Below are 25,944 nucleotides of genomic sequence, written 5' to 3'. Positions count from 1 at the left end.
GAGGGGCGGGGCGACGGGCCGGAGGCCGCGGGCGGACGCCGTGACCGGGCGGGCGTGCATATGCGGCATGCCCGCACATTGAGGTTAAATCGATGGTAAGGACCCTGGCCCGCCGGACGGCCACGCCGCCGTCCCGCCGTCCCGCCCGCTCGGAGAGGGGGTGCCAGGTGGCCGTTCAGCCCGTCGACGACCATGAAGACTTCGCCGATGCCGACCGTGGCTTCATCGCCGCCCTCTTCCCGCCCGAGGTCGCCGCGAAGGACGGGCGCACGGTCTGGGACGCCGAGGCCTACAGCTTTCTGGCCGGAAACTGCCCCGACACCGCACACGAGAGCCTGTGGCGGCAGGGCAGGCTGGTGAGCCGGCAGGGCCTGTACGAGGTCACGGACGGCATCTACCAGGTACGTGGTCTGGACCTGTCCAATATGACGCTGGTCGAGGGCGACCACGGCGTCCTCGTCATCGACCCGCTGATCTCCGCCGAGACCGCCGCCGCCGCGCTGGAGCTCTACCGCAAGCACCGCGGGGACCGCCCGGTCACCGCCCTGATCTACACCCACTCGCACGCCGATCACTTCGGCGGCGGGCGCGGGGTGCTCCCGCCCGGCCACGACACCCCGCCGGTCCTCGCGCCCGCCGGCTTCCTGGAGCACGCGGTCAGCGAGAACATCGCCACCGGCACGGCGATGACCCGGCGCGCCGTCTACATGTACGGCTCCGAACTCCCCAAGGGCCCGGCCGGCCAGATCGGCTGCGGCCTCGGGACCACCATGTCCACCGGCACCCTCACCCTCATCCCGCCGAGCGTGGACATCACCCGCACCGGCCAGGAGGAGATCGTCGACGGCGTGCGGATCGTCTTCCAGCTCACCCCGGGGACCGAGGCACCCGCAGAGATGAACTTCTACTTCCCGGCCCACCGGGCGCTGTGCATGGCCGAGAACGCCACCCACACCATGCACAACATCCTGACCCTGCGCGGCGCGGTCGTCCGCGATGCCCGCAACTGGGCCCGCTACCTCAACGAGGCGCTCGCCCTCTTCGGCGCCGACGCGGCCATCGCCTTCGCCTCGCACCACTGGCCGACCTGGGGAAACGAGCGGATCCGCAATCTGCTGGCGAACCAGCGCGATCTCTACGCGTATCTGCACGACCAGACCCTGCGGCTGCTCAACCAGGGCCTCACCGGCGCCGAGATAGCCGAGGAGCTGCGGCTGCCCCCGGGCCTGGAGCGGTCCTGGGCCGGACACGGTTACTACGGCTCGCTCAGCCATAACGTCAAGGCGATCTATCAGCGCTACATGGGCTGGTTCGACGGGAATCCCGCCCATCTGTGGGAACACCCGCCGGTCGAACAGGCCAAGCGGTACGTCGAGTCCCTGGGCGGCGTGGACGCCACGGTCGCCACCGCCAGGCGCTACGCGGACGACGGCGACCTCCGCTTCGCCGCCACGCTCCTCAACCACGCCGTCTTCGCCGACCCCGGCCACACCGCCGCCCGCCAGGAACTGGCCACCGTCTACGACCGGCTGGGCCACGGCTGCGAGAACGGCACCTGGCGCAACTTCTATCTGACCGGCGCCATGGAACTGCGCGGCACTCCGGCCGAGGTACGGGTCGACCCCACCAACCCCGAGATGACCAAGGCGCTGACCGTCGACCAGCTCATCGACTCGCTCGCCATCCGCATCGACGGCCCCCGGGCCTGGACGGCCGCCCTCACCTTCGACTGGTACCTCGCCGACGAGGACCGCACCTGGCAGCTGACGCTCTCCAACGGAGCGCTCACCCACCTCAGTTCGCCCGGCCCCCCGAAGACCGCCGGGGAGCGCCGCCCGGACCTGACCCTCACCCTCACCAAGCCCCAGCTGCTGGACCTCCTCGCGGGCCGGGGCGCGGCCGGGGTGACGAAGGAGGGCGAAACCGGGGCACTGAGCGAACTCCTCGGGCTGCTCGGTGACGGGGACCCCAACTTCCCGATCGTTACGCCCTGAGGGAGGGCGGCCGGTGCCGGCACCGGGCCCGATGCAGGTCCGGGTCCGATGCGCGTCTGGACTCACACCTCGTTTATTAGGTTAGGCTTACCTAATTAAATATGAGGCGAGGGGATACGGCGTGTGGGATTCCGAGCTGTCCGGGCGAACGGCGCTGGTCACCGGTGCCGGGCGGGGCATCGGTGAGGCCGTGGCGCGGCTGCTGGCCGAAGAGGGCGCGCGGGTGATCGCCGTGGACCGCGACGCCGACGGCACAGCGGCCCTGGAGGCCGCGTACGGGCGGGCGCGGATCACCGCCCGCGCCGTGGACATCACCGACCGCACGGCCGTCGACGCCCTGGTGGACGACGCCGAACGCACCGTCGGCCCACTGGACATCCTCGTCAACGTCGCCGGTGTGCTGCGGACCGCGTCCGTCGTCGAACTCACGGACCAGGACTGGGACGACACCTTCGCCGTCAACACCACGGGCGTCTTCCACCTCTCCCGCGCCGTCGCCCGGGGAATGACCGCCCGCCGGGCCGGCAGCATCATCACCGTGGGCTCCCATGTCGCGGGCGCACCTCGGGCCGGGCTCGCCGCCTACGCCGCGTCCAAGGCCGCCGCCACCCTCTTCACCAAGTCCCTCGGCCTGGAACTGGCGGGCAGCGGCGTGCGCTGCAACGTCGTATCCCCCGGCTGCACCTACGGGGACCTGCAGGCCCCGCACAGCGACACCCCCCTCGGCCGTATCGCCGACCCCCTCGACATCGCCGAGGCCGTCGCCTTCCTGGTCTCCGACCGGGCCCGCCACATCACGATGCACGATCTTTATGTGGACGGTGGGGTTCGCTGCGGGTAGCTGCGCAATGCCTGCGCCCCACGTTGTCGGCTGTCCCGCCGTGGGGGTTTGTCGCCGTTGCGCCTGCGGCGGGCTGTGGTCGCTGCGCGAGGCTGTTCGGCTGCGGGACCGGGCCTCCGGACTCCGTCCTGCGGCCCGGCCCCTCCCCGATGGGGGTGAGGAGAAGGACAGTGGGGGCGTGCGTCGGTGGTCAGGTGCACCCTGTGGACACAACCACCTGCACCTGAACACGAAACGTCCGCCCCCACCGGCCTCTCCCACCCACCCACGGGAGGGGGCGGCCCGTAGCGGCGGAGCCGTGTAGGGACGTCACCGCACCCGACAAACCCACGCCCGCCGCAGGCGCAACGCACAACAACCCCCACGGCGGGACAGCCGAAAACGTGGGAAGCCAGCCAAGCGCAGCGTGAGGCACACTGAGGCCGTGGCGAGCAACATTCCCGAAGAATCCACCAGTTTCATCGGACGTAGGGACGAACTGCGCCGACTGACCATCGAGTTGACGCAGCATCGGCTGATCACCCTTACCGGTCCCGGCGGTGTGGGGAAGACCCGGCTCGCGATGCGGGCCGCGGGCGCCGCGGTGGCGCGTTATCCGGGTGGGGCGGGGTGGGCCGATCTGTGGCCGCTGCGCGGCGACCGGCTGCTGGCGGCCACCGTGTGTGATGCGGTGGGGCTGTCCGACCATACGGCGCGGATGCCGGTGGCGGCGTTGTGCGACTGGCTCTGCGACAAGCAGCTGCTGCTGGTGCTGGACTCCTGTGAGCACCTCGTCGACGCCTGCCGGGACCTGATCGGCGATCTGCTGACGGCCGCCCCGCTGGTGACCGTACTGATCACCAGCCGGCAGCCGTTGGACGTGGTCGGCGAGTGGGTCACCGAGGTCGAACCGCTGCCGGTCGAGGGGGACGGCGATGCGCTGGCCCTGTTCAGCGAGCGGGCCGCGGCGGCGGCCCCCGGGTTCCGGCTGACCGACCCGGCGAACGCGGCGGCCGCGGCCGCCATCTGCCGGCGCCTCGAAGGCATCCCGCTGGCCCTGGAGCTGGCCGGCGCCCAGCTGGCCGGCAGCTCCGCCGAGCGGGTCGCCGAGCGGCTCAACTCCCGCTTCGACGCGCTCGACGGCGACGGCATGGCCCGGCCCCCCTGGCACCGCACCCTGCGCACCGCCATCGGCTGGAGCCACGAGCTGTGCGCACCGCTGGAGCGGCTGCTGTGGGCCCGGCTGTCCGTCTTCCGCGGCACCTTCGACGAGGAGTCCGCGCAGTCGGTCTGCGCCGGCGGCCCGCTCACCGCACCGGAGGTGCACAGCGGGCTCGCGGGCCTGGCCGCCAAATCGGTGATCTGCCGCGAGGGGCAGCGCTTCCGCATGCTCGACACGCTGCGTGAGTACGGCCGGCTGTGGCTGGAGGAACTCGGCGAGGCGGCGGCGCTCGCCGACCGGCACGCCCGGCACTTCCTCGGCTTCGGCCGCCGCGCCGACATCGGCTGGCTCAGCGGCGACCAGGTCCGGTGGTACGAGCGGGTCGCCGAAGCCCATGTGGACCTGTGCACCGCGCTCGACCACCTCCTGGTCGTCGACCCCGAGAGCGCCCAGGAACTCAGCGCCTGCATCGGCTTCTTCTGGAGCTGCTGCCGCCATCTGCACGAGGCCCGCGGCTATCTGGAGCGTGCCCTCGCCGCCCATCAGGGCCCGAGCCCGGCCCGCACCCGGGCGCTGTGGATGCTCGGCGTCGCCCTGCTGCTCCAGGGTGATCTGGAGACCGCCGACGAACTGGGCCGCCAGTGTTCGCGCGCGGCCCGCGAGTACTCCGACGCCGAGGCGATGCGCGCGGCCGGCTATCTCGTCGGCCTCACCCACCTGATGGCGGGCCGCCCGCTGGCCGCGTACACCGTCGCCGACCATGTGCTCGGCCCGATGCCGGACGACCCGTTCGACTCCGCGGCCCGGCTGCGCTGCCACATCATCCGGATCTTCGCCCTCACCGGCCTGGGCAGGCTCGCCGAGGCACGCGCCGAGGCGACCGAACTGCGGCACGGCTGTGTGGCGCACGGCGAATACTGGGCCCGCTCCTACGCCGACTACCAGCTCTCCCTGATCGCCCTCCTCCAGGGTCGCCCCGAGGACTCCGCGGGCCACGCCCGCGCCATGCTCGTCGCCAAGCAGGGCATCGGCGACAACTTCGGTATCGCCCTCGGCCTCGATCTGCTGGCCGCCGCGGTGGCGGCGCAGGGCAACGGCGAGAGCGCCGCGGTGGTCTACGGCACCGGCCAGGCCTACTGGCGCACGGTCGGGCACCCGCAGCGGGGCACGCCGGAACTGCGCGCCGTCCGCGAGGAGTGCGAGCAGCGGGCCCGCGCGGCGATCGGCGACGAGGCCTATGCGGACGCCTTCCGCCGGGGCACCGAGGCCCGCCCCGAGGCCTCCCTCGCCAAGGTTCTGGCGGGCGATCTCTGAGGACCCTCCCAGGGCGGGCGGCGGCCTCAGACCACCGGGTCGCCGGCCAGCTCGTACAGCAGCTCGTAGGCGGTGTCGACCATGTGGCAGGTGCGCCCGCGGCGGGTGGCGATCGCCAGCAGGCCGATGCCGGAGGCCGGCTGGAATCCGAGGAACGCCTGCTGGCCGAAGGTCGCCCCGACGTGGAAGAGCAACGGCCCGCGCGGGGCGGGGTGCTGGTACCAGGTCAGCGTGTGGGTGTGCCGGTGCCGCCAGCCGCGGCGCAGCAGCGGTACCTGGACATCGCGCAGCGCCCCGGCCAGCGGCGTGTCCTCGGGGAAGAGGTGCGCCTCCAGATAGGTGAGCAGATCGTCCGGAGCGGAGTGCACCGCCCCGGCGGCGCGGAAGCCGCCCATGTCGGAGGCGGGGACCGGCGTTCTGCCGTTGGCGCGGTGGCCGATGGCGTCGGTTCCGGTGGTGCCGGCGCCGAGCGTGGTGCCGGTCAGCGTCAGGGGCTTCAGCACCCGCTCGGTGAGCAGGGTCGCGTAGTCGGTACCCGCGGCGCTCTCCATCGCCGGGCCGAGCAGCGCCAGCCCGAAGTTGGAGTAGCGCCAGCGGGTGCCGGGCGGGTGCCGTAGCCGGGTGCGGGAAAAGGTGTCCAGGAGGCGGCCGGTGTCGTAGCGGGCGTAGCCGTTGCGGTACGGATGCAGCAGCGCGCCGGCCACCAGATCGGCGGGGATACGGGGCAGCCCGGAGGTGTGGGTGGCCAGATGCCGCAGCGTGATCTCGCGCGAGGCGGCGTGCGGGAGCGGCAGCGCGGGCAGATGGTCGGCCACCCGGTCGTCGAGGGAGAGCACACCGGACCGGGCGAGTTCGGCGAGCAGCAGCACGGTGAACGTCTTGGACAGCGAGCCGAGTTCATAGCGCAGCGCGTGCCGGGGCGTGGGCGGCGCGAGGGCGGTGCCGCCCGTGACCACGGTCCGCCGGCGCCGGTGGGTGACGGCCAGCACGATGTCCGGGGCGTCGATGAGGGTGACCGCCTCCGCGAGACGGTCACCGAGGGCGCCACCGGGGCCGGTGCCACTCATCCGGCGTCGGCGGACAGCGACCGCGAGGTGGCCATCGCGGAGGCGAAGGCGGCCACCAGGGTGGGGTGGTGGACCTGGTCGAAGACGTCCTGCGGATCGCCGGCCGGCATCCCGCGCTGAATCGGCATCGCCCCGCTGTCGGACTGCGCGGCGGCGTACCGCTCCCACATCTCACCGTCCAGGGTGGGCCGCGGCAGACAGGCGTCGACGACCAGGAGTTCACCGAGCAGGTCCCAGTGCTCCAGGTCCGCCCAGTCCTCCATCCAGGCGGGCAGATACCGCGCCAGATAGTCGGCGGGCCCCGGCGGGATGCGGTCCGGTGCCTCGCCCCAGTTGGTGAGGTGGAAGACGGTGTGTGTGAGGTCGTAGGCGATGTGGTACTGCACCGTCCACGGCTCCGGCATCCGGCCCAGCCAGGTGGCCGCCAGGGCCCGGTCGAAATCGTCACTGGGCGCGAGCTTCATCTTGCGTTCGGCGTTGAGGACGCCCAGCCGGCGGTTGGGCACCATCTCCAGCGCCGTCCAAGTGGCGGTGCGCCGCGGGATCTCCAGGGCCGTCTCCAGCGCCGGATGGCGGTGGCCCAGCTCGTGGAAGGTCGCATAGATCTCCAGCGGAACGGGGGAGAGCGGCTCCTCGTGCTGCAGCGCGGCCAGCACATTGCCGCCGTCCAGCAGCTCCCGCCAGGCGAAGTCCAGCAGCTGCCCGGCGCGCGCATGCTGCCGCGAACCGGCCACGCCCTCCCGGAACAGCACCTGCATATTGATCGCCAACTCGCCGATGGGCTTGAGCCGTTCGATCAGGGCGCCGCCGGTGGCGCGGTCCTCGTCGGTCAGCCGGAAGAAGTCGCGGTGCTTGTCGAGCCAGGTCAGGGCCCGGTCACCGACGCCGTGCAGCAGCGCGGGGGGAGCGGGTGCGGCCGTCACCGTCACGGGATTGCCTCGCTTTCGCAGGGGGTCCGCCCGGCCGTCGCCGCCGCCTCGGATCCTTCCCGCGAAGGGTCCGGGGCGATCCGGGCGAGGGTGCCGGCGAACGCGGTCACCAGGGTGGAGTGGTAGCAGGCCGTGAAGGCCTCGGCGGGATCGTCCGGGCAGGGGACGGAGCCGGTCTCGGGCACGCTGCCGTCGGCGGCCTGCGCGGCGGCCAGCCGCTGCCAGGCGACGGGATCGTACGGGGCTCCGGGCAGGCAGGCCGTCACGGCCAGCAACTCACCTGCCAGGTCCCACAGTTGTTCCTCCAGCCAGTTCTCCAGCCAGGAGGGGAGCCACAGCCGCAGATAGCCGGCGAGCTCCACGGGCAGCCGCTGGGGGGCGCGGCCCCAGTCGGTCAGATGGAAGACGTCGTGGGTCAGGCCGTACACCGCCTTGCGGTCCAGCGCCCAGGGCTCGGGCCGGTGGCCCAGTGCGGTATGCCCCAACACCGCGGCGAAATCGGCGTGCTGGGGATGCCCGATGCGCCGCTCGGCGTTCAGTACACCGAGGGTGCGGGTGTGATCCTCGCGCGCCACCCGCCAGGCCCGCAGCCGTGTCGTCGTCGACAGCAGCTCCTCGACGGCGCCGTTGCGCAGCCCGGTCCTGGCGAACACCCCGTAGATCTCCACCGGGTAGGTGGCATAGGGCTCACCGCGGATCAGCTCGGCGAACAGCTCCCCGTCCCGGGTCTCCTCCCAGGCGAACGCGAAGAGCCCGTCCGCCGACTCCCGGATGCCGGCATGCGGGTGCAACGACGCGATCACATGCATCAGTTCGGCGAGTTCGCCGAGCGGTTTGAGGGTCAGGTTCGGATCGGCGTCGGTGGTCGCGTTCGCGGGCAGGCGGAAGAACGGCCGCGCGCCGTCCAGCCACCCCAGGCTGTTCTCGACCATTCGGTCCAGCAGCTCCGGGGCGCCCCGGCCGCCGGTCACCACCCCCGCCCGTAGAACCGCTGGGCGGCCACGACATGCAGCGCCACCCGGGCGTCGCCGCCGCTCATCTGCCGTACGAAGGCGAGCCCGGCGTCCAGGCCCAGGGTCGTCGGTACGTCGGGCATCCGGGACAGCCAGCGGCCCACGCCGGCCGCCTGGAGCCAGTCGCGGCGGCGGACCGCGCGGACGAAGCCGCGGGCCAGATCGTCCGTGCGGTGCGCCAGGTCCTCGGTGAGCCCCGGTGCCAGCCCCGGGAGGGCGAGCGCGGCCAGCTGGGAGGCCCGGTGGGCGAGCTTGGGCCAGGGATCGGCCGTCACCCAGTCGGCTCCCGCCGGTGGTGGCGGCGGCCAGTGCCCCGCGCCGCCGGGCAGATACGAGTGCGAGGCCTCGACCAGGCCCCGGTAGCTCCACGTCGACACCTCCGAGGCATCCGCTCCCGGCGGATAGGCGGCGAGCGTCTCGCGCACCACGGTCTCGTCGTCGGCGCCGGGGGGTGTCCGGTGGTCCAGTGCATACGGTGCGAGCGCGTCGGCGCCCAGTACCCGGAGCGCCGCCATGGACACCGCGTCGCCCTGCCGCAGAATGCGCGACAAGGCATAAGGGTCGCCCTCGCCCCGAAGGGCGAGGGCGACCCCGGTTGCGGCATCGGCGATCACAGCGCTCAGTGGGACTGCGCCCTGCGCCTGTTCAGCCAACGCATGCCCCTTTTACCGTGCGTCCGTCTTCGGACGGGGGGTGGGCGGCGAGATGAGCAGGAGCCCCAGGAGCAGCAGGCCTCCTCCGCACTCGCGGGTGTCGCGGAACACGCCGTGAGGTTCGGCGGAGTCCAGCAGTCCTTCGACTTCGGCGGCCAGGGTGGTCGTGTCGGTCGGTGCTGTGCGATCCGTAACCATAGGTTTTTTCCTCTCTTGTGCGGCGGACGAGATCCACCTTGGCATCCGCCCAAATCGCCCGCAATCCGAACAAATCGGACTTCGCGCTTTCCCGGCGTCGGGCCCAGAGCCCGCCGTACGTGGTGTGTTGCTCGCCCGGACCGCCTCCCGACCTGCCAACTTCCTTGGAAATGTGCCGGATTGAGTGCGGTCCGGTGACCGTCGAACGGCGTACGGCGGGGCCCGGACTCCCTCGCCCGACGCCGACCGGCACTGCTCCGTTCGGGCGTACTACCCGCAAGTACGAGGCGCCGGACACCGTTCCGCACCGGCGGTCCGTGTACGGCGGCCCGCTCCAAGGCACCCCATGGCGCGCCGGTGCGCGGCGTCCGCCCGTGCCCCCCGGCCCTCCCCGTGGCCCTCCCCGTGGCCCTCACCCCTGGCCAGGTTCTCCGCCGAGGTCTAAATTGGAAATTGGTTGATGTCAAGCAAGTAAGTGCGGCCGGTGGGTGCCACCGGCGGAGGAGCCGAGCACCTCACCGTCCCGGTGGAGCCCTCTATCTGTAGGGGTGGTGTTCCGTGGGAAAGACTGCCGAGCCGGCCGATGCGACCGTCCCCGGAGGCGGGGTGCGCCGTGCGCCGGATCCCCGCTACAAATGGGTCGCCCTGTCGAACACGACGCTGGGCGTGCTGATCGCCTCCATCAATATGTCGATCATGCTCATCGCGCTGCCCGACATCTTCCGCGGCATCGGCGTGGACCCGCTCCGGCCCGGCAACACCAGCCTGCTGCTGTGGCTGATCATGAGCTATCTGGTCGTCACCGCCGTCCTGGTGGTCAGCTTCGGCAGGCTCGGCGACATGTACGGCCGCACCCGGATGTACAACCTCGGCTTCGCCGTCTTCACGCTCTTCTCCGTGCTGCTCTCGGTCACCTGGCAGCACGGCACGGCGGGCGCCCTCTGGCTGATCGGGATGCGCGTCCTGCAGGGCGTCGGCGGCGCGATGCTGATGGCCAACTCCAGCGCGATCCTCACCGACGCCTTCCCCGCCGCCCAGCGCGGCCTAGCCCTGGGCCTGAACCAGGTCGCGGGCATCGCCGGCTCGTTCCTCGGACTGGTCCTCGGCGGGCTGCTCGGCCCCGTCAACTGGCGGCTGGTCTTCCTGGTGTCGGTGCCGTTCGGCGTCTTCGGCACGGTCTGGGCGTACCTCAAGCTCCGCGACACCGGAGTGCGCACCCCGGCCCGGCCCGACTGGTGGGGCAACCTCACCTTCGCGGCCGGACTGATCGCGCTGCTGACCGGAATCACCTACGGCATCCAGCCCTACGGCGGCCACACCATGGGCTGGACCAATCCCGCGGTGATCGCGGCGTTGACCGGCGGGACGGCGGTGCTGGCGATCTTCTGCCTGGTCGAGCGGCGGGTCGCGGAGCCCATGTGCGATGTGCGGCTGTTCCGGATCCGGGCGTTCACGGCCGGGAATCTCGCCAGCCTGCTCGCCTCGCTCGGCCGCGGCGGCCTGATGTTCATCCTGATCATCTGGCTGCAGGGCATCTGGCTGCCGGTGCACGGCTACGCCTTCGCCCGGACCCCGCTGTGGGCCGGTATCTACATGCTGCCGATGACCGTGGGATTCCTGGTGGCCGGACCCGTCTCCGGATGGGCGTCCGACCGCTTCGGGGCCCGGACCTTCGCGACCGGCGGCATGCTGCTCGCGGCGGGCACGTTCGTCGCCCTCCAGGCGCTGCCGGTCGACTTCTCCTACCCCGCCTTCGCGCTGATCCTGCTCCTCAACGGCATCGGCATGGGCCTGTTCGCCTCGCCCAACCGGGCCGCCGTCATGAACAGCCTGCCGCCCGACCGGCGCGGCGTCGGCGCCGGAATCAGCACCACCTTCCAGAACTCCGCCATGGTGCTGTCCATCGGCATCTTCTTCTCCCTGATGGTCGCGGGCCTGGCCGGTGCGCTGCCCGGCGCCCTCACCAGCGGCCTGACCGCGCACGGCGTCCCGGCCGCCGACGCGGCCAAGGTCGCCGCGCTGCCCCCGGTGGGCGTCCTCTTCGCCTCCCTCCTGGGCTACAACCCGATTCAGACCCTGCTCGGCCCGCACGTCCTCGCCCACCTCCCGGCCGGCCACGCCGCCTATCTCACCGGCCGGGAATTCTTCCCCCGACTGATCTCCGCGCCGTTCGCCGACGGGCTGGCCGTCGCCTTCGGCTTCGCCATCGCGGCCTGCCTGGTCGCGGCCGTCGCCTCGCTGCTGAGGGGCGGGCGCTATGTGCACGGGGAGCAGGGCGGCGGCCCGGACCGCCGCGCCGAACGGGCCGCGAAGGAACCCGTCCGGCAGGAGACGGCCCCCGGCGGCCCGCCCTCCGGCGCTGCCGCCCGCGGGCCAGCCCCGGCCCCTGAAGCGGGTCCGGCCCCGCCGCCGCCGCCGAGCCACCCAGGGAGCTCCCGATGAACACCACCCCCGAGACCGCACCCGGCGCGGCCCCCGCGCCGCCGCCCGACGCGGAGCTGGCGGGCCGGCTGCGCGCGGTGATCCAGCATCTGCTGCCACTGCTCCGCCGCCAGAGCGTGCACGGCGATCTGACCCCCAGCCGGCTGACCGCCCTCGCCGTCCTTGCCGCGCACGGCCCGCTGCGGATCAGCGACTTCGCCGCGCGGATGAACATCGCGCTGTCCACCGCCTCCCGGATGGCCGACCTCCTCGACGGCTGCGGCTGGCTCGCCCGCCGCCCCGACCCCGAGGACCAGCGCGCGAGCCTGATCAGCCTCAACGACGACGGGCGGCGGCTGCTGAGCGCCGTACGGCACGAGACCACCGGCCTCCTCGCCACGGAGATAGCGGGGCTGACTCCTGGCCACCGGCGCCTGCTGCACGACGCGCTCCCGGCGCTCGAAGCGCTCGCCGAGCGCGCCCAGCAGCCCCGCCCCCGCCCGCCGGCGCCGGATCCCGCCGGCTTCCCGGACCCGAGCCCACCCCGCACCCGCCGCGGGCGGCCGCTGCCCTAGAGTGCGGGGGTGCCGTCGTACAGCATTGGCCAGGCAGCCCGGCTGCTGGCAGTGAGTTCGGAAACCGTCCGCCGCTGGGCCGACGGAGGTCAGCTCAGGATGGACCGGGACGGCTCCGGCAACCGCGTGATCGACGGGGTGAGCCTCGCCGCGTTCGCCAAGGACCGTGCCGCCGGGTTGCATCCGGTGCCCGGCGAGGTCCGCACCTCGGTACGGAACTCCTTCGCCGGGATCGTCACCGCGGTCACCCTGGACGATGTCGTCGCCCAGGTGGAGATCCAGTCCGGGCCGCATCGGCTGGTGTCGATGGTCAGCCGGGAGGCGGTCGAGGAACTGGGCATCGAGGTGGGCGTCACGGCCACCGCCCGGGTCAAGTCGACCAATGTGCACATCGACCGGCAGGACGGCCGCGGGCAGCTGTGAAGGCCACCCGCCGCCCGCACGGCCCGGCCTCCGGCGGCCGGTGCGGGTTCAGCGGCACAACAGCGCCGCATGCAGGTCCAGTTTGTGGTCCAGCCGGGACAGATCGCGGCCGGTGAGCGACTCGATGCGCTGAATGCGGTAGTGGACCGTGTTGACGTGCAGATGCAGCGCTTCGGCCGTACGGGCCCAGGAGCCGTGCTGGGCGAGGAAGACCTCCAGGGTCTCCAGGAGCATGCGGTGGGAGGTGCTGCTGCCGTGGGCCAGCGGGCCCAGGACCCGGGAGCTGAAGGCCGTACGGACCTCGGCGGGGACACCGGCCAGCAGCGTGCCCAGCGTGGTGAGGTCCTCGACGGAGGTCACCCGGGCGGCCTCCGGGGCGTCGGCGCGGGCCGCGGCCAGGGCGTAACGGGCCTGGTCGAGCGCGGAGTTGAGGCCGCCCGCGGCGGCAGTGAGGCTGCTGACGCCGGCGTGCAGCGGGGTCTGCGGGTGGCAGGCGTGGAGGGCCGGCCACAGGTCGTGCAGCGCGGTGTGCCCCTCACCGCCGAGGCCCGTGCCGGAGTCCGCGTCGGCGCGGACCACCGCGACGGCCTCGCCGCCCGGGAGGCGGCCGGCGACGAACGGCTCGTCGGGGAAGTGCCGTAGCGCCTCGGTCAGCGCGCCGACGGCCCGGTCGCCCTCGCCGCTCCCCAGCGACGCCACCACCACGCGGTACGGGCCCGAGGCGGGCAGGCCGGCGGCGTGCACCGCGGCGTCGAGCGCGGTGCCGTCGGCCGGGGCGGCGTCGATCAGCGCCATCAGCTCGTCGGCGGCGCGGCGCCCGGCGTCCTGCCTGCGGTCGAGGCGATGGCGGTACTGGGCGATGACCTCGGCGATCTCGTGCAGGACGCGCGGCGGGGCGTCGGCCGCGCCGCGCAGATGCAGATGCCAGCTGTCGTACGGGCCGAAGTCCCCGTCGATCCGCAGGCTGACGCCGACCGTGCCGGTCAGACCGCGGAGCGCCTGCTGCGTGGTCAGGAAAGGGGCCGACGGGGTGCGGGCGATCACCCGCCCGGTCGCCGTCAGCAGATAGCAGGCCGGCCCGCCGAGGTGGGCGAACGCGCGGTCCAGCAGCGCGTCCGGCGCGGCGTCCTCGGCGAGCAGCCCGGCCAGTTCCGTGCGGACGTTCTCCGGCAGCGCGTAGTGGTCGGTGGGGCGCCGGCTCAGGTCTCCCCACTGGCGCAGGTACACCGCTTCCGTGATCGCCCGGAAGGTGGTGTGCGCGGGGACGGAGACCAGCGCGATGTGGTGTTCGCGGCAGGACGCGAGGAGGTCCTCGGGCACCGAGCCATGGGTCTCCTCACCCGCCAGCAGCGCCGCCGCCCCGGCCGCATGCAGCGCGGAGACGAAGCGGTCGACCTTCGCGCGGCTCTCCCCGGGCTTCCACCACACCAGTCCGCTGAGCACCAGCTCGCCCGGCTGCAGAAACCGCGTCGGGTCCTCCAGATCCGTGGCAGTCACCCCGCTGACTTCCCGGGCGAGCAGGGCGCTCTCGCCCCACAGCAGGTTCAGATCGAGCGAATCGAGCTGGAGGAGTTCTTCGACGTGCATGTGCTGGCTCCTTGGGCGGCTGCCGGGGCGGAGAACGGACGGGAGGGGCCCGGCATCTCACATTCACGAGGCGAATGCGCGTTGGGTCATCGTAAATGCAAGCTGTTCTCGCCGATATACCTCTTGGTTGATCATCCAGTTCCGGGCCGCCGCACTGGTGCTTTCCCATGCCGTGCACCCGTCGTGCCGGGCGCCGCCGCGTTGGTTCACTCGCGGTAGGGGCCTGAACGCCGTGCTCGCGGCGACCTGCACGGATCGAGGACGCCGTACGCGGGGTCAAGGGCGTCGAGGATTCGTGCGGGGGAGGGCTCGTCGGCCACGGCGCATCCGTCCCGTGCGGGGTCGGTGTGAGGCGCCCGGATGACGGCGCCGTGCGGATGGCTGGATCGCAACACCGGACATGCCGCCTTCATGGCCCATTTCGCCTCACACACGCGAGGTAAAAATGCATGTGCGGATGGCATCCGTGGTTCGGGTGCGGCGCGGCCGGGCATCACAGGGGGCAGTCGCCACGCGAACAGCCTCAAGGGGGACTCGAATGAGCCGACTCAGCCCGCCGCCCCGCCCCGTCGCCGTCCACCCGGAGCCGGACGGCGCACCCTCCCCCGGTCGCGGCGTCGCTCGACCGGGGGGACCCCCGTCGCCCCGGCGCATGGTGATCCGCGGTCAGCTGCACCGTCCGCTCGCGCTGACCGTCGCGGATCTCCGGGAGCGATGGGCGCAGCGGCACGCCGACGTGGTTTTCGACTGCGCCACCAACGGGCCGCAGCACCACACCTTCGACGGGCCGCTGCTGAGGGACGTCATCGGCGCGGCGGGGCCGGCTTTCGACGCCCGGCGGCGCAAGGACCGCTCCCGCTTCCTGCTGTCCGTCAGCGGCGGGGACGGGCACCACACGGTGCTCTCCTGGGCGGAGCTCGACGCGGACTTCGGCGATGCGCCCATCCTGCTGGCCACGGCCATGGACGGGCGCGGGCTGGACGAGGCGGGCAGTCAGCTCGTGGTGCCCTCGGACCGCTGCGGGGCGCGGTACATCAGCGCCATCACCGGGATCTGGGTGGGCGTCTGCGCCGTGCCGGAAGAGTGAGTGCGCCGGGTTCAGGCGGCGGCGAGGGAGATCTCGGTGGCCTTGATCAGCGCGGTGACCGGCGAACCGGCGGTCAGCTCCAGGTCGTTGACGGCGTCCTTGGTGATCGCGGCGGTCAGCTCGCCGCCCGCGACGCTGATCTTCACCCCGGCCATCGCGCCGCCGGTGGTGACCCCCTCGACGGTGCCGGGGATCTGGTTTCGGATGCTCAGGCCGTCGACCGGCCCGGTGGCGAGCGCGACCTCGGTGGATTTGATCAGCGCACGGACCGCCGCCCCCGCCGCCAGGCCCAGGTCCGTGGCCGCCTCCCGGGTGATCGCGGCGGTGACGTCCTGACCGCCGTCCAGGCGGACCTTCACGGTGGCCATCACCTCGCCGGTGGTGACGGAGGTGACGATGCCGGGGAGGTGGTTGCGCATGCTCAGGTTCATGGTGGGCGCCTCATGTACGGAGTCGAATGCGGAAGGGCGTGGCGTCGAATGCCGAGAATTGCCGGATATGTCGCCACTTCTTGCACTCTAGTCACACCCCGCGCAGTCGTCCGGACACGCATTGCAGGTGTGAGGGTGATGAGGAATTCGCACGGCATCACGCAGGTGGGAGCCGGGAAGTGGCGAGAACTTGCCTTTGGCATTTCCTCCTACGCGCCTAGCGGCTGCTATATACATTCGCCAAAAGAATTGCAAATGCCAGCCAATGCTGCATATCTTGTCGCACATGCAGTCCTACACAATCGGCCAGGCGGCGCGATTGCTGGGCGTCAGCCCGGACACCGCCCGCCGCTGGGCGGACGCCGGAAAGGTCGCCACCCATCGCGACGAAGGCGGCCGCCGCCTGATCGACGGCCGGGACCTGGCCGCGTTCTCCACCGAGGTCGCACAGACCGGCACCGGTGAGGACGACGCCTCCTACACCTCGGCCCGCAACGCCTTCCCGGGCATCGTCACCGCCATCAAGCTCGGCGATGTGGCGGCGCAGGTCGAAATCCAGGCGGGACCGCACCGCCTGGTGTCCCTGCTGACCCGGGAAGCGGTGGAGGAACTGGGACTGGAGGTCGGCATGCAGGCCACCGCCCGCGTGAAGTCCACCAGCGTGCACATCGACCGCACCTGAACCGCCGCGTGACACCCCGCTCCTGAGCCCTCGCGGCATCCCCATCCGCTCATCCGCACCCACCGTCCCCCACCGGTCGGCTGCCCTCTCCAGCGGCGTCGCCGTCCTCGGCGCGGCTTGTCCCCATCCGCTCGGGCGGCGCCCGCCGCCCGCGTCACAAGGAGTCCCGCCCATGTCCCGTGTCATCACCCGACGCCGTACGGCCGCCGCGCTGGTCACCGCCGCCCTGCTCGTTCCGCTCGCCGCCTGTGGCAAGGACGACGCCAAGAAGGACGACGCCGCCGACAAGTCCGGCGTCCCGAAGGCGAATCTGACCGTGCTGGCCGCCTCGTCGCTGACCGATGTCTTCAAGAAGGCCGCAGCGGTCTACGAGAAGGCGCACCCGGGCACCAAGGTGAAGTTCTCCTTCGCCGGTTCCCAGGAGCTGGCCGCCCAGGTCAGGGAGGGTTCCCCCGCCGACGCCCTGGTCACCGCCGACACCAAGACCATGGACTCGCTGGCGAAGGCGGACCACGGTCAGCCGACCGTCATCGCCAAGAACCGCCTGGTCATCGCCACCGGTGAGGGCAACCCGAAGAAGATCGCGGGCCTCAAGGACCTCACCGACAGCAAGCTGAAGGTCGTGCTCGCCGCGCCCGAGGTCCCCGTCGGCCGCTACAGCAAGCAGGTCCTGGACGCCCAGAACCTCACGGTCAAGGCGGTTTCGCAGGAGCCCAACGTCCGCGCCGTGCTCAGCAAGGTGGAGATGGGCGAGGCCGACGCCGGCCTCGTCTACAAGACGGACGCCGACACCGCCCCGAAGAAGGTCGATGCGGTCGACATCCCCGACGCGCAGAACGCCATCGCCTCCTACCCGGCCGCAACCCTGAAGACCTCCACCAACGCCAAGGCCGCCGCCGCGTTCGTGAAGTGGCTGAGCAGCCCCGAGGCGCAGAAGATCCTGCAGGACGCGGGCTTCCAGAAGCCGTAACCGTCCCGTGCGCCGCAGGGGTCCGTCCGGCTCGGGGGAGCGGACGGGCCCGCGCGGCGCCCCGCAGTACGCCGCCGGCCCGCCCCATCTCTCCTGGAATCCCGATGAGACCCTCGCGCACGCCCGGCACCCGTACCCCCCTCGCGCTGGGCCTGCCCGCGCTGGTCGCCGTCGCCTTCCTGCTGATGCCGCTGATCGGCATCCTCGCCAGCACCACCTGGAGCGACCTCGGCACGCATCTGACCAGCCCCGGCGTCACCGAAGCGCTCCGCCTCTCACTGCTGGTCTCCTTCTGGGCGCTGGGGCTCTCGCTGGTCCTCGGGGTGCCGCTGGCCTGGCTGCTGGCCCGGGTCAGCTTCCCCGGCAAGGCGCTGGTGCGCTCGCTCGTCCTGCTGCCGATGGTGCTGCCGCCGACCGTCGGCGGTGTCGCCCTGCTGCTCGGCTTCGGCCGCCGGGGCCTGCTCGGGCCCTGGCTGGAGGACACCTTCGGCATCACCCTGCCGTTCCACACCTCCGGCGCCGTGATCGCGGCCACCTTCGTCGCGATGCCGTTCCTGGTCATCAGCCTGGAGGGCACCCTCGCCGGACTGCGCCCCCGCTACGAGGAGACCGCGGCCTCCCTCGGCGCCTCTCCGGTACGGGTCTTCTGCACCGTCACCCTCCCCATGGTCGCCCCCGGCCTCGCCGCCGGCGCCGCGCTGACCTGGGCCCGCGCCCTCGGGGAATTCGGCGCCACCATCACCTTCGCCGGCAATCTGCCCGGCACCACCCAGACCCTGCCGCTCCAGGTCTATCTGCTGCTCCAGGACTCCCCGGAAGCCGCCACCTCGGTCTCCCTGCTGCTGCTCGTCATCGCCATGGCCGTCCTGGTGGCGCTGCGCGGCCGCTGGACCGGCGGCAGCGCCGACCGCCCGGCCCGCGCCGTACGCGCCGATGACACCGGCCCCCTGTCGTCGACGGCGTCGACCGCCGCACCCGAGGAGTCCGCCGCCCCGGCCGAGGTCCCCCTGGAGCCCTGGCCGCTGCACGCCGAGGTCACCGGCTTCAACCAGCTCACCCTGGACGCCGACCCGGGCACCACCATCGCCGTCGTCGGCCCCAACGGCGCCGGCAAGACCACCCTGCTGCGCGCCCTCCTCGGCCTCACCCCGCGCGCCCACGCCGCGCTGCGCCTGGGCGACACCGACGTCAGCGCGCTGCCCCCGCACCGCCGCGGCGTCGCCTGGGTGCCGCAGGACGGCGCGCTCTTCCCGCATCTGAGCGCCCTGACCAACACCGCGTACGGGCTGCGCGCCCACGGCACCCCGCGCGTCGAGGCCCGCCGCGCCGCCCAGCAGTGGCTGGACCGGCTCGGCGTCGGCCACCTCGCCCACCGCAAACCCGCCCAGCTCTCCGGCGGTCAGGCCCAACGCGTCGCCCTGGCGCGGGCGTTGGCCGCCCGGCCGCGACTGCTGCTGCTGGACGAGCCGCTCGCCGCCCTCGACCAGACCACCCGCGCGCACGTACGGCACACCCTGCGCCGCCATCTGGCGGGCTTCGGCGGTGTCTGTCTGATCGTCACGCACGACCCCGTCGAAGCGGTCTCGCTGGCCGACCGGGTGCTCGTACTGGACGAGGGCCGCACCCTCCAGGACGCCCCGCCCGCCGAGGTCACCCGGCACCCCCGCTCACCCTGGGTCGCCCGGATGCTGGGCCGCAACGCCTGGCCCGGCACCGCCACCGCCGACGGCCTCGCCCTCGCCGGCGGCGGTCGTCTCGTCACCGCCGACCGCCTCGCCGACGGCGCCCCGGCGCTGGCGATCATCGCCCCCGAGGCGGTCGCCGTGCACAACACCGAGCCCGAGGGCAGCCCCCGCAACGTCTGGCCCGGAACGGTCGCCGAAATCACCTCCGCGGGCAGCCGGCTGCGCATCCTGGTCACCTCGCCCGCGGCCCCCGACCTGGTGGCCGAGGTCACCCCGCAGGCCGTCCTCGCACTGGGCCTGGCCGACGGCGCCGCCATCTGGACCAGCGTCAAGGCCACGGAGGTCACGCTCGTCGGCCTGTAGGCGGCCGCACCGGTCCGCCGGTGCGGCCGCCCGGCCGGGGCCCGGCGGTCAGTGCGCCGACGCCGCCGGCTCCAGCACGAACACCGGGATCTGACGCTCCGTCTTCGCCTGGTAGTCGGCGTAGTCGGGGAACGCCTCGACGGCACGGGCCCACCACACCGCCTTCTCCTCCCCGCTGACCTCACGGGCCGTCATGTCCTGGCGCACCGGCCCGTCCTGGAGCTCCACCCGGGGCTCGGCGACCAGGTTGTGGTACCAGACCGGGTGCTTGGGGGCGCCGCCCATGGAAGCCACCACGGCATAGACGCCGCCGTGCGCCACTCGCATCAGCGGACTCTTACGGATCTTTCCGCTCTTCGCGCCCCGGGTCGTCAGCACGACGACGGGCATGCCGCGCATCGTGGTTCCTTCCGTGCCGCCCGAGCTCTCGTACAACTCGACCTGGTCACGCACCCACTGCGCGGGGCTCGGCTCGTACTCACCCTCAAGAGGCATGCTGTCCGTCCCATCCTCGAAGCATCGCGACATCGGCCGGGCGGGCGGTCGCGCCGCGCACGGCAGCCACGACCCTGGCCCAACAACCGCGGCCGCGCAATCACTCCCGTCCGCGCCGTCGTGTCGGGACGGGACCGCGGCCCCCGTCGAGGCCTCCCGGCCCGCCCACGGCCACCGGGATCGGTGGCCGTGACGGACCGGGAGGCTGACGGTGTGTCCGTCCCGGGGACCTCGGGCGGTCAGGAGACCAGTTCCGCCGCCCGGTCGCGGCTGCGACGGTGCTGCTCGGCCCAGTTCTTGAGCGCGGCGCCGCACGCGTGGTCGAGATGGCGCAGGCCGCTCAGGTCGAGCGCGACGTCCCGGTCCCGGGGAAGCGCCTCCAGCTGGTCGAGGAGCTTGGGCAGCCGCAGGAAGGTGGCATTGCCCAGGGCCCGTACGACGACGGGCCCATCGCCCTCCGGCTCGTCGATCTCGAGGTGCACATGGGAGGTCTCCCAGGCGGTCTTGGCGACGGCCATCAGCAGACCGATGAGCACCCCTTCGAACATGTTCACCGTGACGATGGCGAGCGCGGTGACCAGCAGGACAACCGCCTCGCCGCGGTGCTCGCGCCACAGGGGGCGCAGATCGCGCAGCGGGATCAGCTTCCAGCCCGCGTGGACCAGTACGCCGGCCAGCGCGGCCACCGGAACCACGCCCAGCGCCGCAGGGAACGCCGCCGCGAAGAGCAGCAGCCAACAGCCGTGCAGCACACGGGAGGCCTTGGTCCGGGCCCCCGCCTGGACGTTGGCGGCGCTGCGGACGATCACCGCGGTCATCGGCAGCGCGCCCAGCAGCCCGCACACCGTATTGCCCGCGCCCTGCGCCATCAGCTCCTTGTCGTAGTCCGTCCGGGGACCGTCGTGCAGCCGGTCCACCGCGGCGGCGCTGAACAGCGACTCCGCCGAGGCGATCAGCGCGAAGGCCAGGACCGTGCCGATCACGCCGATCTCGGTGAGCCGGCCGAGGTCGGCGAGGCCGGGCGGCTGGATCGCGTCGAGCGGGCCGCTGACCTTGACGCGTGCCACGGGCAGATCCAGCGCCCAGACCGCGGTGGTGGCCAGGGCCACGGCGGCCAGTGGCGCGGGCAGGATCCGCGCGGCCCGCCGCCAGCGGGGCCACAGCACCAGGACGGCGATGGTGGTGGCACCGATGGCGAGCGCGGTCAGCGCGGGACCGGACCCCGCGGTGGCGGTCACCAGGCGGGGCAGCGCGCCGAGGTTGGCGAGGCCGCTGCCCGGTGCCTTGGCGTCCGTGAGGGCGTAGAGCTGCCCGGCGATCAGGACCAGGCCGATACCGGCGAGCATGCCCTGGACCACGGCGACCGAGATGGCCCGGAACCAGCGCCCGAGCCGGAGCGCACCCATGGCCAGTTGCAGGGCACCGGCCGCCAGCACCAGCGCGCCCAGCGCCCCGATGCCGTATTCCTTGACCGCTTCGAAGACGAGCACGGTCAGCCCGGCGGCCGGGCCGCTGACCTGGAGGCTGCTGCCGGGCAGCAGCCCGGTGAGCAGTCCGCCGACGATGCCGGTGACCAGGCCCAGTTCGGCCGGGACGCCGGAGGCGACCGCGACCCCGACACACAGCGGGACGGCCACCAGGAAGACGACGAGGGACGCGGTGAAGTCCGCCCGGAAGGCGGTGAGTCGGCGCAGTTGCTGCATCATGTTCCGGCCCGCCTTCACAGCGGGAGGAACGCGTCGGCGGCCGGGTCGTGCGCCGACACCCGGCCGGTGTGCACCTCGTAGAACCAGCCGTGCAGCCGGACCTCGCCGGCCGCCAGGCGTTCCCGTACGCAGGGGTACTGCCGCAGCCGCTCGACCTGTTCGCGGACATGCTGCTGGACCGCTGCGGTGACCATCGGCTCCGCGTCGCCGGGCAGTTCGTCGGACAGCTGCTGGGTCAGCCAGTCCCGCACGGCGGGTGCCGCCGTGAGGTCCTCGTTGCGGGCCTTCGCGCCGACCGCTCCGCAGTGCGAGTGACCGCAGACCACGATGTCGGCGACGGCCAGTACACACATCGCGTACTCGATGGTGGCGGCCTCCGAACTGGCCGCCATGCCTTCCTGGTAGCGGGGCACGGCATTGCCCGCCGTGCGGAGTTCGAAGAGTTCGCCGGGCCGCGCCCCGGTGATCAGGGACGGTACGACCCGGGAGTCGGAACAGGTGATGAACAGGGCGAGCGGGGACTGCCCGTCGGCGAGCCGGCCGTAGGCCTCCCGCTCCTCGCTCCGTTCGGCGATCCGGGCCGTCCGGCCGCGGGCATGCTGGATGAAGGTCTCCATGAGGAGGTCTCCTGCTGATGAGTGGTGCCACCGAGGGGTGGCGTGAACGTGCGGTGCGCGAGTGGTGGGGCGGGCCACCACGTGCGTCGCTCAGCAGCGGGAGACGCAGTGCAGTACGGGGAGTTGGCGCGGTCTCGAGTCGGCGGCGGCCGGTGTCGGTCCCCGGCCCTGCGGGGGGCCGCAGGCGTCGGCGGGCGCGGAGGTCGGGTCGGTGCGGCAGGGCGGGAGCGGGCGGCCGGTGTGCTGCGGAATGCCCACCGAACTGCGCGCGGGGCGGTGTGGCCGGCCGCGTTCGGCCTCGATCTCGGCGCAGCCCACGCTGCGGTCCTCCGCGTCGCCGGCGACCGGGGCGCTGCCGTCGGACTTGAGCGCCACGGCGGCCGGCAGGGCGGGCGTCGGCGTATCGGGCACGACGGCGGCACCGGCCAGGAGGCAGGCGAGGACGGCGACGAGGAGGGCGAGCGGGATACGGCAGAGACGGCGGAGCGATATGCCGGGCGCATCGGCGGTGCCGGTGGTGCGGGATATGCCCCTTCCCTTCCGCATCATCGCCCTCCGTCTCGATCCAGGTGCCGTCATCCTGCACCCTTCAGGTTTCACCCGTGATAACGGGAAATGACGTCTTGTTTCGTTGGTTGTGCGCCGTGGGTACGCGGTCGACGGGGATACGCCTCCCGGGTATCCGAACGTAAAAGAATCGCCAAGTCGATGTCAAACAAGGGTAATGGCTGCCGGTCACTGCGCCGCCCGGCGTCCACCGATCGAGTGACCCGCCGAGCGGGTCCGGCGGCCCGCCACCGTTGCTGCGGAACGATCGCGATCAGTCATCGGCTCATCGGTACCAGCCTCAGGGGAGTCTGCCGTGCGCATTCTGCTCATCGCCGGCGCGTTCAACAGCCTGACGCAGCGCGTCTTCGCCGAACTCACCGACGCCGGACACCACGTGGGCGTCGAACTCGTCAACCGGCGGACGCCGCTGCTCGAGACGGTGCGCGGACACGCCCCGGACCTGGTCATCGCGCCGATGCTCAAAACGGCCGTGCCGCGGGAGGTCTGGTCCGCGTGCACCTGCCTGATCGTGCACCCCGGGCCCCTCGGCGACCGTGGGCCGTCCTCCGTGGACTGGGCGGTGCACCTGGGTGCGGACCGCTGGGGCGTCACGGTCCTCCAGGCCAATGACGAGATGGACGCCGGCGATGTGTGGGCCACCGCCGAGTGCCCCGTCCCCGAGGTCGGCAAGAGCGATCTGTACCGCAACGAGATCGCGGATGCGGCCCTGGCGGCGGTCCGCACCGCCGTCGACCGCTTCACCTCCGGCGCCTACCGCCCGCGCCCGCAGCACGCGTTGCCCGCCGCCGAAAAACCCGGCCGCGTCCGGCCGCCGCTGCGCCAGGACACCCGCCGCATCGACTGGCGCACGGACCCGACCGGGACCGTCGTCCGCAAACTGCGCGCCGCCGACTCCCAGCCGGGCGTACGGGACGAACTCCTCGGCGGCACCTGGTTCCTGCACGGCGGCCACCCCGAGGACACCCTCACCGGCGAGCCGGGCGCGCTGCTCGCCACCCGGTGCGGGGCCGTCTGCCGGGCGACCGCCGACGGCGCGGTCTGGATCCCCGAACTGCGCCCGCCGCGCACCCCGGGCGACCCCGCCCCCGTCAAGCTGCCCGCGACCCTCGCCCTCGGCGACCGGCTGCCGCCCCTCCCGGAGATCCCGGCACCGCCGGAGCCGGACGACGGCCCCCGTGCGGCACCCGGCCGCCCCCGCACCTGGACCGATATCCGCTACCGCGAGGACGGCGCCGTCGGATTCCTGCGCTTCTCGTTCCCCGGCGGGGCGATGAGCACCGACCACTGCCGCCGGCTGCTCGCCGCCTACCGGCACGCCTGCACCCGGCCGACCTCCGTGCTCGTCCTCGGCGGCCGCCGCGACTTCTTCTCCAACGGCATCCACCTCAACGTCATCGAGGCCGCGCCGGACCCCGCCGAGGAGTCCTGGGCCAACATCAACGCCATGGACGACCTCGTCCACGCCGTCCTGACCACCACCGACCGGCTGGTGGTCGCCGCCCTCGGCGGCAACGCCGCGGCCGGCGGGGCGATGCTGGCTCTGGCGGCCGACGAGGTCTGGTGCCGGTCGGCCGTGGTGCTCAACCCCCACTACCGGCTGATGGGGCTGTACGGATCCGAGTACTGGACCTACACCCTGCCCGGCCGGGCCGGTCCCGAGGCGGCCGCGCGGCTCATGGAGCGGGCGCTGCCGGTCACCGCCGCCGCCGGGCAGCGCCTGGGGCTGGTGGACCGGATCATCGACTGCGCCCCACAGGACTTCGCCGCGCAGACCGCGCGGCTCGCCGCCCGTCTGGCCTCGGCGCCCGCCTGCCAGCCGCGGATCGCCGCCAAGAAGGCGCGCCGGGAACGGGACGAGGCGCAGCGGCCGCTCGCCGCCTACCGGTCCCATGAACTGGCCCGGATGCACACCCAGTTCTTCGGCCCCGACCAGCCGTACCACGCCCTGCGGCGCGCCTTTGTGCGGAAGGAGCCGCCGACGGCAACGCCGGCGCATCTGGCGGCGGGCACGGCCGGGTGACGGCGCGCCGCGGCCCTTGCACCGGCGAACGGGGGGCGCCGGTACAAGGGCGCGGGCCGAAAAGAGTCTGTGCCGGCCGCAGAACCCGCCGTCTAAGGGGTGGGCAGGTATTTGTAGCCGATGCCGAACACCGTGCTGATGGAATCGCGGAGGCCCGGCCCCAGACGTCGCCGCAGTCGGGCGATGTGAACATCGACGGTGCGGGCGCTGGACTGGCAGGTGGGCCAGAGGGCGTCCATCAGCTGCTGCCGGGTGAAGGCGCGCTGGGGGTGCAGCACCAGATGGGAAAGCAGGTCGAATTCCAGCCGGGGAAGGCTGAGTTGGCGGCCTTCAACGGATACGGTGCGGGCCGCGGTATCGATCGATATCGGATCCGGTGGTGCCGCCGTCGGCTGTGCGGGTGCCTGAACGGCGGTGGGCTGCGGCGGTTCCTCGCAGGCCGGAGCCAGGATGATGTGCACCTCGTCCGGGAGCCGGTGCACCGACACGGGTTCGAGGTCGTGCAGGGTGAGTTGCCACTTGCCGTCGGGAAGCCGGTCGACCGCCAAGGGAGGCCCGTCGTCGGGGGCGGCGTCGGCCGGGAGGCCGAACTCTGACTCTGGTCGCAAGACAAGGGTCGTCGAGGAGTTCATAAACATGATCTGGGCCCATTCCTCTTGCAAAGCAGGCGTGTACGGACAGAGACATGGCGGTGCTCGACGTTCGGTGTTCGGGGGTACTGCGGGGCGAGCGCGATGCGATGCCGATACGGATTGGCCAACCGGCACTTGTGATGCGGGTGTGGCCAGCGGGGCCATAGCTCCGTCCGTGCCGGAAGCATGCGCGCGCCCAGGCCCGTGGTCAGCCGTGACGTCACGCAAAGCCACGGCTCAGGTCCAGTCGAACGCTACATGTGATCACACGCTTCCGGAAAGTAGCGTCCGCTAATCACAGTTGGTCTTTGGACGTTTTCCCGTGAACCTGGCGGTCCGTCAGATAGCCGCGTGAGGTGTCTTTTTGGTGTACGGATGATGATTTCTTCGTGAACATCTATGGAACGTACCGGAGATGGGTCAGGGATGCGTCAGGGGCGGGACCCGGCCGCGGGGAAAGTGGCGAGCTCGGGCGGCGGGAGTGGCCGGAAAGAGGCATCGCCACACCCTTCGGGGCCTCCCGTAGCGAC

Annotated in this window: 23 protein-coding genes; 11 read left to right on the top strand and 12 right to left on the bottom strand. The window is 72.5% G+C overall.

Annotated features, from left to right (window positions below; all coding sequences use genetic code 11):
• The first annotated feature begins 167 nt into the window (after positions 1-167).
• From AC5677_RS04255 to AC5677_RS04245, 3 genes are all read left to right on the top strand, one after another.
• On the top strand, positions 168-1,994 hold the full coding sequence (locus AC5677_RS04255) for an alkyl/aryl-sulfatase (protein WP_497193662.1): 1,827 nt from the start codon (positions 168-170) through the stop codon (positions 1,992-1,994).
• Between the two features lie 121 nt (positions 1,995-2,115).
• Positions 2,116-2,835, top strand: coding sequence for an SDR family NAD(P)-dependent oxidoreductase (locus AC5677_RS04250; RefSeq protein ID WP_497193661.1), 720 nt, complete (start codon positions 2,116-2,118; stop codon positions 2,833-2,835).
• A 424-nt stretch (positions 2,836-3,259) separates the two neighbouring features.
• Positions 3,260-5,290, top strand: coding sequence for an ATP-binding protein (locus AC5677_RS04245; RefSeq protein ID WP_497193660.1), 2,031 nt, complete (start codon positions 3,260-3,262; stop codon positions 5,288-5,290).
• A gap of 26 nt (positions 5,291-5,316) precedes the next feature.
• On the opposite strand, the gene AC5677_RS04240 is transcribed toward AC5677_RS04245, so the two are convergent.
• From AC5677_RS04240 to AC5677_RS04220, 5 genes are all read right to left on the bottom strand, one after another.
• Positions 5,317-6,357 (bottom strand): serine hydrolase domain-containing protein, encoded by a 1,041-nt coding sequence (locus tag AC5677_RS04240; protein WP_497193659.1) that lies wholly within the window; start codon positions 6,355-6,357, stop codon positions 5,317-5,319.
• Complete coding sequence (locus tag AC5677_RS04235; protein WP_497193658.1) at positions 6,354-7,286, bottom strand: DUF6895 family protein; 933 nt, start codon at positions 7,284-7,286, stop codon at positions 6,354-6,356. The genes AC5677_RS04240 and AC5677_RS04235 overlap by 4 nt, the downstream gene beginning before the upstream one ends.
• Positions 7,283-8,257: a DUF6895 family protein gene (locus tag AC5677_RS04230; RefSeq protein WP_497193657.1), complete on the bottom strand. Its 975-nt coding sequence runs from the start codon at positions 8,255-8,257 to the stop codon at positions 7,283-7,285. The genes AC5677_RS04235 and AC5677_RS04230 overlap by 4 nt, the downstream gene beginning before the upstream one ends.
• Positions 8,254-8,850: a hypothetical protein gene (locus tag AC5677_RS04225; protein ID WP_497193656.1), complete on the bottom strand. Its 597-nt coding sequence runs from the start codon at positions 8,848-8,850 to the stop codon at positions 8,254-8,256. Before AC5677_RS04225 ends, AC5677_RS04230 begins: the two co-directional genes overlap by 4 nt.
• 114 nt (positions 8,851-8,964) lie before the next feature.
• The gene (locus AC5677_RS04220; protein ID WP_400065376.1) at positions 8,965-9,150 is read right to left on the bottom strand and encodes a hypothetical protein; all 186 of its coding nucleotides are present in this window, start codon (positions 9,148-9,150) and stop codon (positions 8,965-8,967) included.
• 558 nt (positions 9,151-9,708) lie between these two features.
• On the opposite strand from AC5677_RS04220, the gene AC5677_RS04215 reads away from it, so the two are divergent.
• From AC5677_RS04215 to AC5677_RS04205, 3 genes are read left to right on the top strand one after another with little or no spacing between them, the layout of a single operon-like run.
• Positions 9,709-11,592, top strand: a complete 1,884-nt coding sequence (locus AC5677_RS04215) for an MFS transporter (RefSeq protein WP_497193655.1) — start codon at positions 9,709-9,711, stop codon at positions 11,590-11,592.
• Complete coding sequence (locus AC5677_RS04210; RefSeq protein ID WP_497193654.1) at positions 11,589-12,146, top strand: MarR family winged helix-turn-helix transcriptional regulator; 558 nt, start codon at positions 11,589-11,591, stop codon at positions 12,144-12,146. Before AC5677_RS04215 ends, AC5677_RS04210 begins: the two co-directional genes overlap by 4 nt.
• Before the next feature lie 9 nt (positions 12,147-12,155).
• A complete protein-coding gene (locus tag AC5677_RS04205) occupies positions 12,156-12,569 on the top strand; it encodes a TOBE domain-containing protein (RefSeq protein ID WP_497193653.1) in 414 nt (137 codons plus the stop codon).
• 48 nt (positions 12,570-12,617) lie between these two features.
• Here AC5677_RS04205 and AC5677_RS04200 read toward each other — a convergent pair whose 3' ends face one another.
• The gene (locus AC5677_RS04200; RefSeq protein ID WP_497193652.1) at positions 12,618-14,156 is read right to left on the bottom strand and encodes a helix-turn-helix domain-containing protein; all 1,539 of its coding nucleotides are present in this window, start codon (positions 14,154-14,156) and stop codon (positions 12,618-12,620) included.
• A 538-nt stretch (positions 14,157-14,694) separates the two neighbouring features.
• Here AC5677_RS04200 and AC5677_RS04195 point away from each other — a divergent pair.
• Positions 14,695-15,243, top strand: a complete 549-nt coding sequence (locus tag AC5677_RS04195) for a molybdopterin-dependent oxidoreductase (RefSeq protein ID WP_497193651.1) — start codon at positions 14,695-14,697, stop codon at positions 15,241-15,243.
• 11 nt (positions 15,244-15,254) lie between these two features.
• Here AC5677_RS04195 and AC5677_RS04190 read toward each other — a convergent pair whose 3' ends face one another.
• Complete coding sequence (locus tag AC5677_RS04190) at positions 15,255-15,674, bottom strand: TOBE domain-containing protein (protein ID WP_497193650.1); 420 nt, start codon at positions 15,672-15,674, stop codon at positions 15,255-15,257.
• 286 nt (positions 15,675-15,960) lie between these two features.
• On the opposite strand from AC5677_RS04190, the gene AC5677_RS04185 reads away from it, so the two are divergent.
• The 3 genes from AC5677_RS04185 to AC5677_RS04175 all read left to right on the top strand — a co-directional run bounded on the left by AC5677_RS04185 (position 15,961) and on the right by AC5677_RS04175 (position 19,374).
• On the top strand, positions 15,961-16,356 hold the full coding sequence (locus AC5677_RS04185) for a TOBE domain-containing protein (protein WP_497193649.1): 396 nt from the start codon (positions 15,961-15,963) through the stop codon (positions 16,354-16,356).
• Between the two features lie 172 nt (positions 16,357-16,528).
• Positions 16,529-17,326 (top strand): molybdate ABC transporter substrate-binding protein, encoded by a 798-nt coding sequence (gene modA / locus AC5677_RS04180; RefSeq protein WP_497193648.1) that lies wholly within the window; start codon positions 16,529-16,531, stop codon positions 17,324-17,326.
• A 104-nt stretch (positions 17,327-17,430) separates the two neighbouring features.
• Positions 17,431-19,374, top strand: a complete 1,944-nt coding sequence (locus AC5677_RS04175; RefSeq protein WP_497193647.1) for an ABC transporter permease — start codon at positions 17,431-17,433, stop codon at positions 19,372-19,374.
• Positions 19,375-19,422: 48 nt separating this feature from the next.
• On the opposite strand, the gene AC5677_RS04170 is transcribed toward AC5677_RS04175, so the two are convergent.
• From AC5677_RS04170 to AC5677_RS04155, 4 genes are all read right to left on the bottom strand, one after another.
• Entirely contained in the window at positions 19,423-19,869 is a 447-nt protein-coding gene (locus tag AC5677_RS04170; RefSeq protein ID WP_497193646.1) for a nitroreductase family deazaflavin-dependent oxidoreductase, read from the bottom strand.
• A 239-nt stretch (positions 19,870-20,108) separates the two neighbouring features.
• On the bottom strand, positions 20,109-21,575 hold the full coding sequence (locus tag AC5677_RS04165) for a SulP family inorganic anion transporter (protein WP_497193645.1): 1,467 nt from the start codon (positions 21,573-21,575) through the stop codon (positions 20,109-20,111).
• A gap of 14 nt (positions 21,576-21,589) precedes the next feature.
• Entirely contained in the window at positions 21,590-22,192 is a 603-nt protein-coding gene (locus tag AC5677_RS04160) for a carbonic anhydrase (protein ID WP_497193644.1), read from the bottom strand.
• A 90-nt stretch (positions 22,193-22,282) separates the two neighbouring features.
• Positions 22,283-22,741, bottom strand: a complete 459-nt coding sequence (locus AC5677_RS04155; RefSeq protein ID WP_497193643.1) for a hypothetical protein — start codon at positions 22,739-22,741, stop codon at positions 22,283-22,285.
• Between the two features lie 313 nt (positions 22,742-23,054).
• On the opposite strand from AC5677_RS04155, the gene AC5677_RS04150 reads away from it, so the two are divergent.
• Positions 23,055-24,782 (top strand): hydrogenase maturation protein, encoded by a 1,728-nt coding sequence (locus AC5677_RS04150; RefSeq protein ID WP_497193642.1) that lies wholly within the window; start codon positions 23,055-23,057, stop codon positions 24,780-24,782.
• A 92-nt stretch (positions 24,783-24,874) separates the two neighbouring features.
• On the opposite strand, the gene AC5677_RS04145 is transcribed toward AC5677_RS04150, so the two are convergent.
• Positions 24,875-25,390 carry a winged helix-turn-helix domain-containing protein gene (locus AC5677_RS04145; protein WP_497193641.1) on the bottom strand — a complete coding sequence of 172 codons (516 nt, stop codon included), beginning with the start codon at positions 25,388-25,390 and terminating at the stop codon, positions 24,875-24,877.
• Between the last annotated feature and the right edge of the window lie 554 nt (positions 25,391-25,944).

It is taken from the genome of Streptomyces sp. JLSY215, from assembly GCF_059682825.1.
The sequence above is the reverse complement of the archived record's forward strand: the minus strand, read 5'-3'. Positions and strand labels throughout refer to the sequence as shown.

Bases quoted from the DNA above. Each gene is read 5' to 3' on its own strand.
- AC5677_RS04170 (WP_497193646.1), bottom strand. From the start codon at position 19,869: ATGCCTCTTGAGGGTGAGTACGAGCCGAGCCCCGCGCAGTGGGTGCGT.
- AC5677_RS04175 (WP_497193647.1), top strand. From the start codon at position 17,431: ATGAGACCCTCGCGCACGCCCGGCACCCGTACCCCCCTCGCGCTGGGC.
- AC5677_RS04195 (WP_497193651.1), top strand. From the start codon at position 14,695: ATGAGCCGACTCAGCCCGCCGCCCCGCCCCGTCGCCGTCCACCCGGAG.
- AC5677_RS04220 (WP_400065376.1), bottom strand. From the start codon at position 9,150: ATGGTTACGGATCGCACAGCACCGACCGACACGACCACCCTGGCCGCC.
- AC5677_RS04165 (WP_497193645.1), bottom strand. From the start codon at position 21,575: ATGATGCAGCAACTGCGCCGACTCACCGCCTTCCGGGCGGACTTCACC.
- AC5677_RS04155 (WP_497193643.1), bottom strand. From the start codon at position 22,741: ATGATGCGGAAGGGAAGGGGCATATCCCGCACCACCGGCACCGCCGAT.
- AC5677_RS04185 (WP_497193649.1), top strand. From the start codon at position 15,961: ATGCAGTCCTACACAATCGGCCAGGCGGCGCGATTGCTGGGCGTCAGC.
- AC5677_RS04200 (WP_497193652.1), bottom strand. From the start codon at position 14,156: ATGCACGTCGAAGAACTCCTCCAGCTCGATTCGCTCGATCTGAACCTG.
- modA (WP_497193648.1), top strand. From the start codon at position 16,529: ATGTCCCGTGTCATCACCCGACGCCGTACGGCCGCCGCGCTGGTCACC.
- AC5677_RS04240 (WP_497193659.1), bottom strand. From the start codon at position 6,357: ATGAGTGGCACCGGCCCCGGTGGCGCCCTCGGTGACCGTCTCGCGGAG.
- AC5677_RS04190 (WP_497193650.1), bottom strand. From the start codon at position 15,674: ATGAACCTGAGCATGCGCAACCACCTCCCCGGCATCGTCACCTCCGTC.
- AC5677_RS04160 (WP_497193644.1), bottom strand. From the start codon at position 22,192: ATGGAGACCTTCATCCAGCATGCCCGCGGCCGGACGGCCCGGATCGCC.
- AC5677_RS04210 (WP_497193654.1), top strand. From the start codon at position 11,589: ATGAACACCACCCCCGAGACCGCACCCGGCGCGGCCCCCGCGCCGCCG.